The sequence below is a fragment of the Psychrobacter proteolyticus genome, from assembly GCF_039762275.1.
Lineage (GTDB): Bacteria > Pseudomonadota > Gammaproteobacteria > Pseudomonadales > Moraxellaceae > Psychrobacter > Psychrobacter proteolyticus_C.
Window position 1 is genome coordinate 115,783 of record NZ_JBDLOB010000001.1, and the last position, 15,483, is coordinate 131,265.

At 43.6% G+C, this 15,483-nt stretch carries 12 protein-coding genes; 9 read left to right on the forward strand and 3 right to left on the reverse strand.

What is annotated here, in order from left to right; genetic code table 11:
* Positions 1–9 precede the first annotated feature (9 nt).
* Together ABFV72_RS00490 and ABFV72_RS00495 are read left to right on the forward strand one after the other, a co-directional pair.
* Entirely contained in the window at positions 10–1,686 is a 1,677-nt protein-coding gene (locus ABFV72_RS00490; protein WP_347161783.1) for an ABC transporter permease, read from the forward strand.
* A gap of 124 nt (positions 1,687–1,810) precedes the next feature.
* A complete protein-coding gene (locus tag ABFV72_RS00495) occupies positions 1,811–3,136 on the forward strand; it encodes an ABC transporter ATP-binding protein (RefSeq protein WP_347161784.1) in 1,326 nt (441 codons plus the stop codon).
* Between the two features lie 33 nt (positions 3,137–3,169).
* On the opposite strand, the gene ABFV72_RS00500 is transcribed toward ABFV72_RS00495, so the two are convergent.
* Positions 3,170–4,021, reverse strand: a complete 852-nt coding sequence (locus ABFV72_RS00500) for a methyltransferase domain-containing protein (RefSeq protein WP_347161786.1) — start codon at positions 4,019–4,021, stop codon at positions 3,170–3,172.
* A gap of 56 nt (positions 4,022–4,077) precedes the next feature.
* Positions 4,078–4,359: a hypothetical protein gene (locus ABFV72_RS00505; protein WP_101206189.1), complete on the reverse strand. Its 282-nt coding sequence runs from the start codon at positions 4,357–4,359 to the stop codon at positions 4,078–4,080.
* Between the two features lie 941 nt (positions 4,360–5,300).
* On the opposite strand from ABFV72_RS00505, the gene gyrA reads away from it, so the two are divergent.
* From gyrA to ABFV72_RS00535, 6 genes are all read left to right on the forward strand, one after another.
* Positions 5,301–8,099, forward strand: coding sequence for a DNA gyrase subunit A (gene gyrA, locus ABFV72_RS00510; protein WP_347161789.1), 2,799 nt, complete (start codon positions 5,301–5,303; stop codon positions 8,097–8,099).
* Positions 8,100–8,275: 176 nt separating this feature from the next.
* Positions 8,276–9,346 (forward strand): EamA family transporter RarD, encoded by a 1,071-nt coding sequence (gene rarD, locus ABFV72_RS00515; protein ID WP_347161791.1) that lies wholly within the window; start codon positions 8,276–8,278, stop codon positions 9,344–9,346.
* 240 nt (positions 9,347–9,586) lie between these two features.
* Positions 9,587–10,657 carry an EamA family transporter RarD gene (gene rarD, locus ABFV72_RS00520; protein WP_347161793.1) on the forward strand — a complete coding sequence of 357 codons (1,071 nt, stop codon included), beginning with the start codon at positions 9,587–9,589 and terminating at the stop codon, positions 10,655–10,657.
* A 212-nt stretch (positions 10,658–10,869) separates the two neighbouring features.
* Complete coding sequence (locus ABFV72_RS00525) at positions 10,870–11,538, forward strand: glutathione S-transferase (RefSeq protein WP_201605409.1); 669 nt, start codon at positions 10,870–10,872, stop codon at positions 11,536–11,538.
* 94 nt (positions 11,539–11,632) lie between these two features.
* Positions 11,633–11,944 (forward strand): hypothetical protein, encoded by a 312-nt coding sequence (locus ABFV72_RS00530; protein WP_347161795.1) that lies wholly within the window; start codon positions 11,633–11,635, stop codon positions 11,942–11,944.
* A 103-nt stretch (positions 11,945–12,047) separates the two neighbouring features.
* Positions 12,048–13,172 carry a ribonuclease Z gene (locus ABFV72_RS00535; protein WP_347161797.1) on the forward strand — a complete coding sequence of 375 codons (1,125 nt, stop codon included), beginning with the start codon at positions 12,048–12,050 and terminating at the stop codon, positions 13,170–13,172.
* Between the two features lie 40 nt (positions 13,173–13,212).
* Here ABFV72_RS00535 and ABFV72_RS00540 read toward each other — a convergent pair whose 3' ends face one another.
* The gene (locus ABFV72_RS00540) at positions 13,213–14,184 is read right to left on the reverse strand and encodes an ATP-binding protein (protein WP_347161799.1); all 972 of its coding nucleotides are present in this window, start codon (positions 14,182–14,184) and stop codon (positions 13,213–13,215) included.
* Between the two features lie 192 nt (positions 14,185–14,376).
* On the opposite strand from ABFV72_RS00540, the gene ABFV72_RS00545 reads away from it, so the two are divergent.
* Complete coding sequence (locus ABFV72_RS00545) at positions 14,377–15,417, forward strand: serine/threonine protein kinase (RefSeq protein ID WP_347161800.1); 1,041 nt, start codon at positions 14,377–14,379, stop codon at positions 15,415–15,417.
* The last annotated feature ends 66 nt before the right edge of the window (positions 15,418–15,483 follow it).

Genomic DNA, 15,483 nt, shown 5'->3' on the forward strand with positions numbered 1-15,483 from the left:
AATGATAATATGATCACAACGCCAGATGCGTCTGTTAGTCAAAACGATACTGTCAATGATGGTGTTAATGACAAGCAGACTGTCAGCCAAGACCACGCCCTTCGTAAACGTATTATTTCGAAATCAGTCTTAGGGCTGATTTCGTTGTTTATGCTAGTACCGATTTTAATCGTGCTGCTGTCGTGGACTCAGCCAGTGGCAGAGATTTGGACACACATGGCAGACTATGTACTGCCGCAAGTGCTCAAAAACACGGCGATTTTATTGCTTATGGTGACTGTCGTTTCAGGTACTATTGGTACTGCTCTGGCTTGGGTTACTAGTATGTATCGTTTCCCTGGTCAGCGTTTCTTTTCGTGGGCGTTGATGTTGCCACTTGCCATCCCTGCTTATGTGTTGGCATTTGTCACTATCGGCATTGTTGACTTTAGTGGGCCGCTACAGACAGCTTTACGCGATTCCGGTATTAGTACTGCCATACCGTCGATAAGAAATGTATGGGGCGCAGGCTTGGTATTATCGCTAGCGTTTTATCCTTATGTATATTTGCTCGCGCGTCAGGCATTTTTGTCGCAAGGCAGGCGAGCGATAGAAGCGGGACAGATGCTAGGTTTGAGTCGTAGCCGCGTGTTCTTTCGGTTGGCATTACCGCAAGCACTGCCTTGGATCATTGGCGGCTTGTTGCTAGCCAGTATGGAAACCTTAGCAGATTTTGGTGCAGTATCTGTATTTAATGTCGATACTTTTACTACCGCCATTTATAAGGCATGGTTTGGTTTTTTCAGTTTGACCACAGCGGCTCAATTAGCAGCCTTGCTCATTGGTGTGATCTTCATTGTGGTATTGTTTGAGCAGTATTGGCAAGCGAAGCGTGGTAGCTCACTTACCCAAGGTAGCAGCCAACGCTTTGACGCCAGTAAACCTGCTAAGCTCGCCATGACACTGCTGTGTACGCTGATCTTTTTAGTTGCCTTTTTAATTCCTTTCTTACAGCTCATCTATTGGACAGCACTTAACTTTCGCCAAGATTTTGATGCGCGTTACATTGATTTTGTTACCAACAGCCTCATGATTGCTAGTATGACCACGCTATTCATTGCCTTTTTGGCCATTATTATTGCGTGGATCAAACGGCAGTATCCTGATAAATCGACTAAGCTAATGACCACTTTAGCCAATTTGGGCTATGTCGTACCGGGGACTGTGTTGGCGGTAGGGATATTTATACCTATTGCGTGGCTTGATAATCAAATGATTGCGTTTGGTATCACCTCACAGCAAGTGCTTTCTGGCAGTGTCATTGTTATGCTACTGGCGCTATCGACACGTTTTATGACGGTGAGTTTTCAGCCAGTTGATAGACAGTTGCAGCGATTGACTGTCAATCAAGAAGCTGCTGCAAAATTACTGAGCGACAGTCCTTATCAGCGCTGGCGTCATGTGATGCTGCCTGTGCTTAGCCCTGGTGTATTGACTGCATTACTGATGGGCTTTGTTGAAGTGATGAAAGAGATGCCCATTACGCTAATGACACGGCGTCAAGGCTGGGATACGCTTGCAGTACGAGTGTTTGAAATGACGAGTGAAGGTATGTGGGGACGAGCCGCATTACCGAGTTTGCTAATCGTGTTAGTTGGCTTGCTTCCTGTCTGGATACTATTGCGTCAAAGCGATAAACACAGCTAATAGCAACAAAGTTAATAGCAATAATTTGTTATAAGTTTAACAGCACACTCGTAGTGTCAGCTATATTATAATTTGCTCTGTTTTATCGATGGTTTTACTTACTAATAGCGAACTGGTACCGTTTATGTACACTGATTCAATGAACGACTCAACAAATTCTAAGTCAGAAAAGGCTCGGGCTAGCCATACGCCTGTAGCAAAATCACCACTGTCACAAAATAGAATCAATCCAGTGCAGCCGAATAAAACTGTAGAACAAAGCAATACCTCACAACAAAATACTGAGAAATATATCGCGACAGATCCTTATTTTAGTGTGCAAAATCTCATCGTAGGCTACGACGATACTATCGTCGTCAACGGTCTATCGTTGATGCTAGAACAAGGCGAGATTGGTTGCTTCTTAGGTTATAGCGGCTGCGGGAAGACCACAGCGCTTCGAGCAATCGCGGGACTGGAGCAAAGTCGCGGCGGTACTATCTATCTAAATAATCAGCGCCTAACTGAAAAAAATGCTTGCCAATCATTTGCAGTGGCGCCAGCCAAACGTGGCATGGGCATGGTGTTTCAAGACTATGCTCTGTTTGGTCATTTAAGCGTGGCAAAAAACATCGCCTTTGGTCTTAATAAATGGTCATCTGCTGACAAAAAAGCTCGAGTGGCTGAGATGCTAAGCTTAGTTGAATTGACTGAGCATGCAGACAAACGTCCTAATGAGCTCTCTGGTGGTCAGCAGCAGCGTGTAGCTCTAGCAAGAGCACTAGCCCCCAAACCAAAACTACTATTACTTGATGAGCCCTTCTCTAATCTAGATGTGGTGCTGCGTGAGTCATTGGCAATGAATGTCCGTGATATCCTCAAACGTACTAATACCACCGCGATTTTGGTCACTCATGATCAAAATGAAGCGTTTGCGTTAGCGGATAAAGTAGGGGTAATGGATAAAGGGCGATTGGTACAGTGGGCAAGGCCAAGCGAGCTGTATCATGAGCCTGTCAGTCCTTTTGTCGCTGAATTCGTAGGCGAAGGCGCGATGATAGACGGCATTATCAAAGAAGGTCATGTTGAGACGGCACTGGGGAATATCTATCGCCGTATGGAAGTCTATGATGAATCAGGACAACCACAGTACTGCGAATATGATTATCCAAATGGTACACCGATCAAAGTACTCGTGCGCCCTGATGATATTATTCATGATGATGACAGTACGCAGACAGCTTTGGTTATCGGGCGTGTGTTTCGCGGTGCTAACTACTTGTACCGTCTGCAGTTAGATGACGGACAAACTGTCTTATCCTTGGTTGCGAGCCATCATAATCATGCAATCGGTTCTCATATTGGCATTCTGCCTTTGCTAGAGCATGTCGTAGTCTTCGATGAAAAAGACATCAATGCCACTACTTGGTCAGAATATGATAGATCATCGCGAATGGATGAAGAGGTTTAGTAGCATTTACCACTCTTGAGCTGTTGTCTCAATTTAACGTTTAGCTAGAATATGTAAATAACGGCCAAGCCATTTGTACGGCTCTAACTGTGAGTAGCGCAACTCCATTCTAATCACTGCATCTGGATCGTTATGACCGCCACGTTTGAGCGGTGCATAATCATGAAACACTCGTAAACCACTGCTACGTACCGTCTGATAATCATGCGCTTTGAGCCAAGACTCAACTTCTTCTTTGGCCACGGGATGGTTGGGGGTTAGACTTTTCTTATTGTCTGCCTTATAGTTTGTATTATCGAGTAGATTAAAATTCCCCATGATAAGATTGCGATAATCAAAACTCGCGGGGTTGTAGAAGCAGACGGATAGCGCGCCACCATCTGTTAAATGCTGATCAAAAAAGTCCATGACTGCCGCTGGTTCTGCCAACCATTCAAGTAGCGCGTGCGACATAATCAAATCAAACTTATCGTTTTCCTCTTTACCTAGCGTTTCTTCAAGCGCTTGGTATGGACAGACGTACCATGTGATATCCAGCGCTTGATCGATCTGTTCTGCGTTTGCTTTTGCCTTTTCAAGCATATTTTCTGAGATATCATTGATGACTACGCTATGACCTTGAGCAGCAAGTTCTATCGCAATTTGTGCAAGCCCTGCACCCACATCCAAGATATGTAAAGGTCGCCCAAGCGCCTCACTCATTTGTGCGCTATATTCGAAAATATCACGTCGTAATACGGCCAATCGAATCTCGCCTTTTAAACCACCATACACTTTCTTTTCAAAATGATCGGCGATAGCATCGAAACTACGATCTGCTCGTTTGTCTTCTGCTGGTATAGAAAGGTTTGAGTCAGGCTGGCTATCTTGATGTTCAGTTGTCATAAGGCGTTCAGATCAATAGATGAGAGATTGAGAGCAATAAAAATATCCAATATAGCCTAGCGTTTTAAACGTCTGTTAATTACCCATTTAAAAACGACCTTCGCTAAAACAATAACCACAAATACGACGATAACAAACACCCACATACCATTACCCTGTAGATTTTCTTGGTAGGCTTTTGACAAGTATGCTGATAAAGCCATAGCGACTAAAAGTGCTCCCCAACGGACATAAGGGACAGCGCGATTGTTATGGTTAGGAAAGCTAGCAACATAATCGCTCGAAAAGCTGTATAGCACCATTGCTAAAATCCAAACAATTGCAAGAATGATATCCATAGTAATAGTAGCCTGTTAGGTCGTTATTTAAGTGCTATAAAAGATGAGGTAGTGTAGCGTTTAGAATTTTTTTGTCCAGCATCACTAGAAAATAACTGCATCAAAGTGGTTTAAATCATAATGTGCTCATGAGAATAATATGATTTTGAAAGCTATTAGCTCATGGCAAAGCATTATGCTTATGAAAACAATATGACCATAACAACAATCAGTTCACGTCAGAGACAGTTGTAGGTGTTGTTGTATTGGCTAAATATTCTAAGCATCCTAGTTGCTTGGTCAATAGAGCTTATATGCAAACCACGTATGAGCCCTATGCTCAAGATTTTAGCGTTAAATTAAATGTCATGTTGAACTGTAGATAGAAATATAAGTATCCACTCAGTTAGCCAAAATAAATCTTGTCGAGCTGTACTGAATGAGTATAGTATTTTTCTATTTAATATCCATCAGATACGGAGAATAAACAATAAAATCAATCAGCACAGCACTACTAGCTCTAGTATTTGCCTTTACATCTATGAGCCAAGCACAAGCTCGAAATACGCCCTGTTCAGGTAAAATGGGCGGGGTATCTCATTGCTCAGCAGATGGTAAGTTTGTCTGTAAAAATGGCAAAATCAGCCAATCAAAAAAAACCTGCCATTAGAATTATTTTAGCGTGTATGGATAATTCAAAATATCACTGCGAATGAACCGCCTAGCTTGATTTTAATGGTACTCAGAACCCCCTAAATCAGCAAATTTGTGCTAAAATAGCTTCTTTTATTAAACATTAAAACTATCGCTATTTTCCTATTGTTTTGCACGTGTAGCAGTGTTTTTTTATGGTGTCTATTTTGGTCATGACTGCCCATTTATGTGGCAGTATTTTTATATGATCTATGGGTGCCATAAGCGATGTGTCAACGTTAGAAAAAAATGTGAGTGAAGGAGTGTATATGAGCGAATCGGTCAGTCCTATTGGCATCGTAGATGAACTAAAGCAGTCGTATTTGGATTATGCGATGAGCGTGATCGTCTCGCGTGCGCTGCCTGATGTGCGTGATGGGTTCAAACCTGTACACCGCCGCGTGATGTATGCCATGCACGTGCTATCAAACGATTATAATAAACCGTACAAAAAATCAGCACGTGTGGTCGGTGATGTTATCGGTAAGTACCATCCACATGGCGATAGTGCTGTCTATGATGCCATCGTCCGTATGGCGCAGGATTTCAGCTTGCGCTACCCAATGGTTGATGGTCAAGGTAACTTTGGCTCGATCGATGATGATCCTCCGGCAGCGATGCGTTATACCGAAGTACGTATGACCAAACTGACCCACCAGATGCTCGCTGATTTGGACAAGGACACGGTCGATTGGGAAGACAACTACGACGGCTCTGAGCGCATGCCAAGCGTGATGCCAGCACGTATTCCTAACCTATTGGTCAATGGTGCGACGGGTATTGCCGTTGGTATGGCGACCAATATGGCACCCCATAACCTGACCGAAGTGATCAATGCTTGTCTAGCCTATGCTGAAAACCCACAAGTTTCAGCTGAAGAGCTGATGTCGCATATCTCAGGTCCTGATTTTCCTACGGGCGGTATTATCTATGGTCGCGCGGGCATTTTAGATGCTTATCGTACGGGTAAAGGCCGTTTGCATATCCGTGGTCGCTATCATATCGAGCCGATGAGCAGTTCTGGCGTCAACCGTGATCGTGAGCGCATCGTATTTACCGAAGTACCTTATCAGGCTAATAAAGCCAAACTGATCGAGCGTATTGCAGAGCTGGTTCGTGATAAAAAAATCGAAGGCATTAGCGAAATTCGTGATGAGTCTGATAAAGACGGTATGCGTATCGCTATTGACTTGCGCCGCGGTGAGACTGCTGAAGTTATCGTTAATAACCTATTTCTACAAACGCCGCTAGAGTCTAGCTTTAGTATCAATATGGTGGCATTAGACAATGGTCAGCCTAAACTATTGACCTTGCGTCAGCTTATCGCTGCATTTGTCCGTCATCGTCAAGAAGTGGTGACCCGCCGTACGATTTATGAATTGAACAAAGCCCGCGTTCGTGGTCATTTGCTAGAAGGTCTAACGGTCGCACTAGCCAATATCGATGAGATTATTGCGACGATTAAAGCGTCAGCAAACCGTGGATTGGCTCGTGAAAGTCTATTAAATAATACATGGGGTTCAGGTAGCGTCGTTGCGATGCTTACGGCTGCTGGTAGTCAATCAGTACGTCCTGAGTTTATCGATGGCGAAGATCCTAAAGCGCCGTTTGGTCTGATCGAAGGCGAAGAGCGTTATCGCTTGTCACTTGAGCAGGTCAATGCGATTTTAGATATGCAATTGCATCGTTTAACAGGTCTTGAGCAAGATAAATTGACCGAAGAATACCAAGACCTATTGCGTGAAATCGCGCATTTAGAGTCTATCCTTGGCGATTTTGATAAGCTGATGGCTATTATCTCTAATGAGATGATCGAGATTCGTGATAACTTTGGTGATGAGCGCCGTACCGATATCATCGATTCACGCATGGACTTTAGTCGCGAAGACCTTATCCCTGAGCAAACGGTCGTCATGACGGTATCGCGTACTGGCTACGCCAAAACTCAGCCGATTGATGACTATGTCGCACAAAAACGCGGCGGTAAAGGTAAGTCTGCCACAGCAATGAAAGAAGATGATGTAATCGATCATTTAGTCGTGACATCAACGCATTCTACGGTACTGTGTTTCACTGATAGTGGACGTGTCTTTAGTTTACGTGGTTTTGAAGTGCCGATTGCCAGTCGCGGTGCTCGTGGTCGTCCATTGGTCAATCTAATTGGCCTAAATAGCGACGAAACCGTTACGACGATATTGCCAATTCCAAAAATCGTAGAAGAGCTACCTGCGAAAGGCGACGCATCACTAGCAGACGACTTAGTAGACAATAATGAGCTAGAAGATAGCAACCAAGCAGAGCCACCTTTTGTATTCTTTGCTACGGCCAACGGTACAGTGAAGCGGGTAGAGTTGAAGCAGTTTGCCAATATCAGATCGAACGGTTTGATTGCAGTTGGATTAGAAGACGGTGATAAATTGGTCAGCGCTCGTATTACTAATGGTAGCCAAGAAGTGATGTTGTTCGCTTCAAGTGGTAAAGCGATTCGTTTTGATGAGAATGATGCGCGTGCGATGGGTCGTACGGCAAAAGGCGTCCGCGGTATGCGTCTGGCTACTGATGAATTTATCAAGTCATTAGTCGTTATCGAAGATGATGTACGTGAAATCTTGATTGCTTGTGAAAACGGCTTTGGTAAACGTACCTTTATCGATGAGTTCAATACGCAAAATCGTGGCGGTGGCGGTGTGATCGCTATCAAGACCAGTGAGCGTAACGGCGCACTAGTACGAGCGACCAAGGTTGACTCTACCGATGATATCATTTTAATCTCTGATAAAGGGACGTTGGTTCGTACTCCAGTTGAGCATGTTGCTAGCTCTGGTCGTAATACGCAAGGCGTAACATTGATTCGTCTGTCAAAAGATGAAAAACTGGTTGCCATGGCACGTGTTGAGCACGAAGAGAGCGATGACGAGCTTATCGATGCCATGAGAGAAGACGGTACGTTTGAAGTAGAAGGTCAGGAGCAGATAGATATTGATGCGACAACTGACAATGCTGCAACTACTGACGTCGATGATGTGATTGATATTGCAAACGACCATAAACCAAGTGACAATCTATAATAGACTAACTATGCATAAGACAATGACGAGTAATAGTCTTGGTAATTAGCTTTTGAGTCTAGTCTCTTAGCATCTTTCTAGAAAAAAGCCTCTGACGTTATCGTCGGAGGCTTTTGTTTTTTCATTCTCATTTTTTCAATACTGTAAATAAGGTTCTATTTTTTAAGGCTGTTGTTATGCTTACGACCAATCAAACTTTTCAGGGAACGGTTGCTTCGGTATCATCGAGCTTTTTATTCTCGATGATGTTTTTGTTTGGACTGTTTATGTTGCCCTTAACAGGGACGCAGGTAGCATCATGGCGTGTGCTCATGATGTTACTCAGTTTGGTGATATTGGTCAGTTTGACTAAGCAGTGGCAACGTGTTTTTGATTATATAAAGACGCTAAAGACAGTCAAAGAATGGTTAATATTTATATTGCCTGCGCCAATCCTAGGTGGGCAGATTTGGTTGTTTATGTGGGCGCCGGTCAATGGGTTTGGTCTCGATGTGACGTTGGGCTATTTTTTACTGCCGCTAGTGATGATTGTGCTTGGTCGATTCTTTTACCATGAGTATATGAGCATCTTGCAGTGGGCTGCCGCGATATTTGCAGCGCTCGGCATCGGCTACGATATTGTTCAGTATGGCTCAGTCTCTTGGGTGACACTGTTTGTATGCTTGGGTTATCCACCGTATTATCTGCTACGGCGCACCCTTTCTGTACCGCCCATTACAGGGTTACTGTTTGATTTGACGCTGTTGACACCAGTCGTGCTCGTCGTGCTATATATGACGGGCGGTTTTGATGTTGCGGTGCAAGACATGAAGTTCTGGTATCTGTTACCGCTGCTTGGTGCTTTTAGTGCGCTTGCGATGTCGCTGACGATGATTGCCAGTAGCAAGTTGCCTGTTTCACTGTTTGGGGCGTTAAGTTATATTGAGCCAATGCTGTTATTTGTGTTGTCTATTACTATTCTGAGTCAAAGCCTTGAAGAAGGTGGTTCACTCTTTATGTACGGCATGATTACGCTTGCGCTACTGGTCATGATGGCTGATAGCGTAAAAGGCTATCTCGTTCGTCAGCGTAATGACCGCTTGCACGGCTATAGAGAGCTTCAAATTGGTGGCTTCCCACCGCGTCGTCATTTTATCAATCAGCGTATCGATGGCGTGCTAAAAGCCCATCGTTTTCGTAAGATTCGTCGTTATCAAAAAAAGATGGATAAGATACAGCAAAAAATCCAACAACTTGATGCAAAATAAGCACTTACCTGTATTAAATTTACTCAATTTAAAAGTTTAGACACTAGATGAACAGTGGCATTGCTTATTCATTCTGACTTTGACATAATGCCGACCATGATGTAAGCCTAATACATCAAAAGCGTTCAACTTAGATTGCGCGACGACCTTATATGCAAAAGCCTCAGACGTTCTCGTCTGAGGCTTTTGTTTTTTTTAAAAATTGCCATGGATGTGCCCCAATCTTTAAAGGCTGTTGTGATGCTGACTACTAACCAAACCTCGCAGGGTACAATCACTGCTGTCGCTGCAAATTTTTTATACTCATTGCTGTTCTTATTTGGTCTACTGCTGCAACCATTATCAGGTACGCAGGTCGCTTCGTGGCGCGTGCTGACAATGTTTTTTAGTCTAGTACTGCTGGTCAGCGTACTAAAGCAATGGCAGCACATTTTTGATTATCTAAAAACACTAAAGAACGCAAGAGAGTGGTTTTTATTTATATTACCCACACCGATTTTGGGCGCGCAAATCTGGATATTTATGTGGGCGCCAGTCAATGGTTTGGGGCTTGAGGTAACGTTGGGTTACTTTCTATATCCGATGATTATGATTGTTGTCGGCAGGTTCTTTTACAACGAAGACATGAGCTTACTTCAGTGGGCTGCCATTGTGTGTGCAGGTCTTGGTATCGCTTACGATATTTTTGAGTATGGCGCTATTTCTTGGGCGACTTTGTTTGTTTGCTTGGGTTATCCTCCTTACTATCTACTACGTCGCAAGTTGGCAGTACCACCTATTACTGGTTTGATTTCAGACCTTGTATTGTTATTGCCAGTGGTATTGGTCGCGCTGTATATGAATGGTGGTTTTGAAGTAGCAATCACCAACCACAAGCTTTGGTATCTGTTGCCGTTATTAGGCATTATCAGTACCGCTGCAATGTCACTAACAATGGTGGCCAGTCAGAAGCTGCCTGTCTCATTGTTCGGGACTTTGTGCTACCTTGAGCCGATATTCTTGTTTATCTTCTCAATCGCAATTTTAGATCGTAACTTACATGATGGTGGCTCCATGCTGATGTACAGCATGATTTTCATCGCACTGCTGATTATGATTGCTGATAGCGCACTGGGCTATATGGCACGTAAACGTGAAGACCGCTTACACGGCTACAATGAGCCACAAGTGGGCAGTTTCCCACCACGTCGTCGTCTTAAAAATCGCCGTATCAAAGGCGTGCTAATCGCGCATCGATTCCGTCAGATCAAAAAGTATCAGCAAAAGATAGATAAAATGACGCGCAAGATTGAAGCATTACATTTAGATTGATGTTGAAGAGTACAGTGTCTTAGGCGTAGGTTGAGATGTAAATTGAACTGACTTGGTAGACATTGTTTTCCAGTATGTCTGCCAACTCGCAGTATTAAACAAGTAGAAATTACGCTATTATCGAGAGCAGTAGTGTCGCGATTGAGTGAACGTATGGCGCTATATCTGAGATATTATGGCTGATTTACTACAATATATAACTAGGACGGTTTATGTTACATCTTCATCATTTAGCAAACTCGCGCTCGTTTCGTATTATTTGGCTGTTGGAAGAGCTCGGCGCCGATTATAAACTGACTTGCTATGAGCGCAATAAGGCATACCGTGCTCCTGACAGCCTAAAGCAAGTGCATCCGATTGGTAATGCGCCGATACTAGAAGCGGACGATCGTGTGCTGATTGAGTCAGGGTTTATCATTGAGTATCTGATTAAGCACTATGATAAAGAAAAGCAGTTCAAACCTGAAGATAATAACGAAGCAGCGTGGGAAGCCTACACGTTTTGGCTACACTTTGCAGAGGCTTCATTGATGCCACTGTTGGTCATGCGTTTGGTATTCACAAAAGTAGTGTCTCAGTCGCCAATGCTAATCAAACCTATCAGCAAAAAAATCCAAGGTCAGATTGAAAAAAACATGATCAGTAGCGGTTTGGAGAAGATGCTAGATATGATGGAGCGTCATCTACATGAAAACCATTGGTTTGCAGGTAGTGAATTTAGCGCCGCTGATATTCAAATGCATCTTGCAGTCTTGGGTGCCAATGCTGGTGCAGGTTTAGATCAGAGTAAATATACCAATCTTTTGAACTGGCTCAAACGCTGCGAAGAACGAGATGCCTTTAAACGAGCAGAAAAAAAGGGTGGCCGTCTGAATTTTTAGAGGATACTGGTATAATCCTCTCTCAACGCTTAAGTAGCCATGTAGACCAAAGGCTTTGTTTATGAATAAACAAAGCCTTTTTTAGGATAATGTTATGACAGACCTAAAGACCTCGAATAAAGACAATTTAAAGCAAGATAGCCTAGACAAAAATGACAATCAGGCAGCAACTCAAACATCACTCAATAAGCAAGATACCAGTATGCAAGAAAATAATAGACAACAGATTAATAGCCAACAAGTCTCTATCAAATCGTGGTCACAGAAAATTCTGGTGGTCATTCTATGTGTGGCAAGCTTTTATGGTGGCTGGAAATCTTACGAATCGAATATGGTAAATGAGTGCACTGCCAATGGTGGGCAAATGATTGAAGGTCAAAAGACCATGATATGCCAACTGTCGTAGCTAGGGCATACTCTTCGTTTATTCTACTTCTGTAATCGTTTTAGAGTGAAGAGACGCTCTCGTACTTCTGAGCCAGTACTCCTGATAAATAAAAGGCATCATTATGCTAAAGCTAACCTTTTTGGGTACGTCCGCGGGTGTACCGACCAAACAGCGTAATGTGACTGCACTGGCAATAGAGTGTCTGAATCCACATACCTCTGGCGTACAGCAAGGAAGTCGTCAACAGAATAATCAGAGTAAGAAATCGCGCCCATGGGTGCTGATTGATTGCGGTGAAGGCACGCAGCAGCAATTGCTACATACTAAGCTTTCATTACATCAATTAGCTGCTATTTGCATCACCCATGTGCATGGTGACCATTGCTACGGTCTGCCAGGGCTATTAGCAAGCGCTGCTATGTCAGGACGTCGTGAGCCATTAACTTTGATTGCCCCAAAAGCGATTGCTACTTTGCTTGATGCCATTACCGCCACTACAGAGCTGTATCTACCTTTTGCTCTCGATTTTATAGCGATTGAAGAGGTGTTAGCTGAGCAAGGTGATACGAACAAGGTTAACATTAGCTTAAGCGACCAACATCAGCTTGATATTGATATCACGCTGCTCTCACATCGGGTTGCTTCTCATGCCTTTGGTATTACTCAGACTATTAGCCGCCGCATCCTTAATACAGATAAGCTTGTGGCAGATGGTATTCCAGCAAGTGCACTATGGGGCAAGTTACAGCAAGGCGAAGATGTCACGACTGAGGATAATAGACAATTGCACTCAGTAGATTATGTTGACAATGAGATACAGCGGACGCGAATAGTGGTGGCAGGAGACAATGATACGCCAAATTTGTTAAGCGAAGCCGTTGTCGATGCGGATTTATTGGTGCATGAAGCCACTTATACGCATGAGGTCATGATGGCTATTCAAGCCAGAAACCCTGACTATGACCCAATGCATAGCAGCGCGAATGTGGTGGGCATATTCGCGCAAAAGATGAAACTGAAAAACATCATTTTGACCCACTTTAGCGCTCGCTATCAGAACTTTGATAATCCAGATAGCGAAACGCCAAATATGGCATATATTCGCTTAGATGCGCAAAGTGTCTATCAAGGCAATCTATGGCTGGCAGAAGATTTTGCTCAATATACAGTTGATGGGGCTACCGATTTGGCAGACGATCGAGTGGACAACCGCGTGCAGTATATAGGATCTGCACGCAGTGATTAGACATGGCTAAGCTTAGATATGATTTAGCGTTAAATATGACCTAGTGCTTACTGTCTTCGATAGCCAATTGTGTTTTACCACTCCAAAAGCGGCTGAACTGGTAAGCGACTCGTCCTGAGCGACCACCACGTTCTGAGGCCCAACGTAGCGCATCCTTTCTGATCTTATCAGGCATAGACTGACTTTCCAAAATGTCCTTAGCATCACTATCCATATCAGCTGAGATTTTTTGCTGCTCTAAATTTAGATAGTGCTGAACAATATGCAGATAAGTCTGCTGATCCATAGGATGGAAGGTGAGGGACAAACCGAACCGATCTGATAATGACACGGTTTCATCAATGGCCTCATAGGGATTGACTTCATCCGTCTGCCCATTATAAATATCGACATTGTCTTTCATCATCTGCGGTAGCAAGCGACGACGATTACTGGTGGCGTAGACCAGTAGTTTGTCTTGCTCAGAGTCTAGCGAGCCATCGAGTACGCTCTTTAGCGCACGATAGCTTTCGTCTTGACCATTAAAAGCGAGGTCATCACAGTATACGATATAGCGGCAATGACAATCTGCTGGTAGGGCATTAATAGCAGCACGGATCTTATCCAATACTTGCAGATCATCGCGGGCCACTTCAATAATACGCAAGCCTTCACTATGATGGGCTTGTAGCAAGGCGCGAATCAATGATGACTTACCGGCACCGCGTGTGCCTGACATCAATACATGGTTGGCAGGGTAACCTTTAATAAACTGGCGGGTATTCTGTACCAGTTTCGATTTTTGCGTATCGATACCATGCAAGTCATCTAAGCTCAAAAACAGGTTGACCGACAAAGGCTGCAGGTGACCAGTGCGTCCACCAACCCAGCGATAAGCAAGCTGGCTCGGGTCGATTTCAATAGTTGGTGTGACTCGCTCTTGTAAGTACTGACTGAGTAAGTCTAGCAGCGGTGCGGGCAGGGCATAAGTAGGTTGATCAGATGGCGTGGTTGGGATAGTTGGTTGTGACATAGTGGCTCTAGCAGTTAAGGTTGTCTTTAATACCATACCCAAAAATACAATTAACGCTGCTGAAATTTCAGTACCTACAATCTTAGTGCCTACTAAGCGTAGTACTTGTAATCATTATTCGCGCTATTATTATCTTTGGAAATTATACGAATGGGAAGGCAGTAATCTCACTATATTATGAGAAACAATACCATGGAAAATAGTGCCAGTAATCCGTCTATTACGCAAGCTTGGCAAGCGCAGGCGATACAGCTATTGCCCATTATTACCAAAGAACTAGACGCACAAGATTTTAGGAAAATAGTGCATCAACGTATTGCTCAGCAAAGCACAGAACAAACGCAAGATGAGCATGTGCAAGTTGTTAAAACACAAGGTATCGACAAGACTTACTTCCAAGGGCTAACACGTGCCCAGCATCCGCAATTTGGTAGCGTGATGATTAAATGGCAGTTGAGTGATGGTGCTTATCCTATTGCTGCCGATTTAACTCATGAAGCGGATATTTTAGCTGCTGTAAATGCTTCATCGAAAATCAAAGATAATGCTATCGCACCGCCGCTATTGGCTCATCATTGCGTGGACGTTCAAATACTAGAGTCGTCTCAACAGCTCGTGATAGTAGTTATGCCTTATTACTCTAATGGTAGCTTGGCAGGACAGTTGAGTGATCGAAATCAGCACTCATTGACGATGCAACAAAAGCATCATTTCATCATGAAGTCTGCATACTTGATAGCCAATTTGCATCAGGCTGGCTGGCTACATAATGATATCAAGCCCAGCAATATTTTGATTAAAGGTTCTGACGATGAGTGGTCGGCAGATACTATGAGCAATAGTCTGCCTCCTAGATTATTACTCACTGATTTTGCTTTATCACAACATATGACGATGGCTAATAGCCAACCAAATCCTGCTGGCACACCAGCATATCTCGCACCTGAGCGCTGGCAAGGACAGAAGGCAACTATACAAAGTGATATCTACGCGTTTGGCGTAATGATGGTTGAGATACTAACAGGGAAACGCCCGTTTCAGGTAAATGCCGACAGCCATGATAAATCAAAAGCGTGGGCGATTCAGCATTGCCAACAACCTATTCTAAAGCTGTCATCAGAATATAGTCGTTATCAATGTATGGTCGATAAGGCATTGGCGAAGCAGGTAGAGAGACGGTATCGGAGTATGGATGATGTTTTGATAGATTTAACATCATTAGACAGTCGCTAAGTTTATGATTTAATTTTCAAAAAGTGATTGTTTGTAGTATTCACATGTTACCCAGTCGTTGTTTTT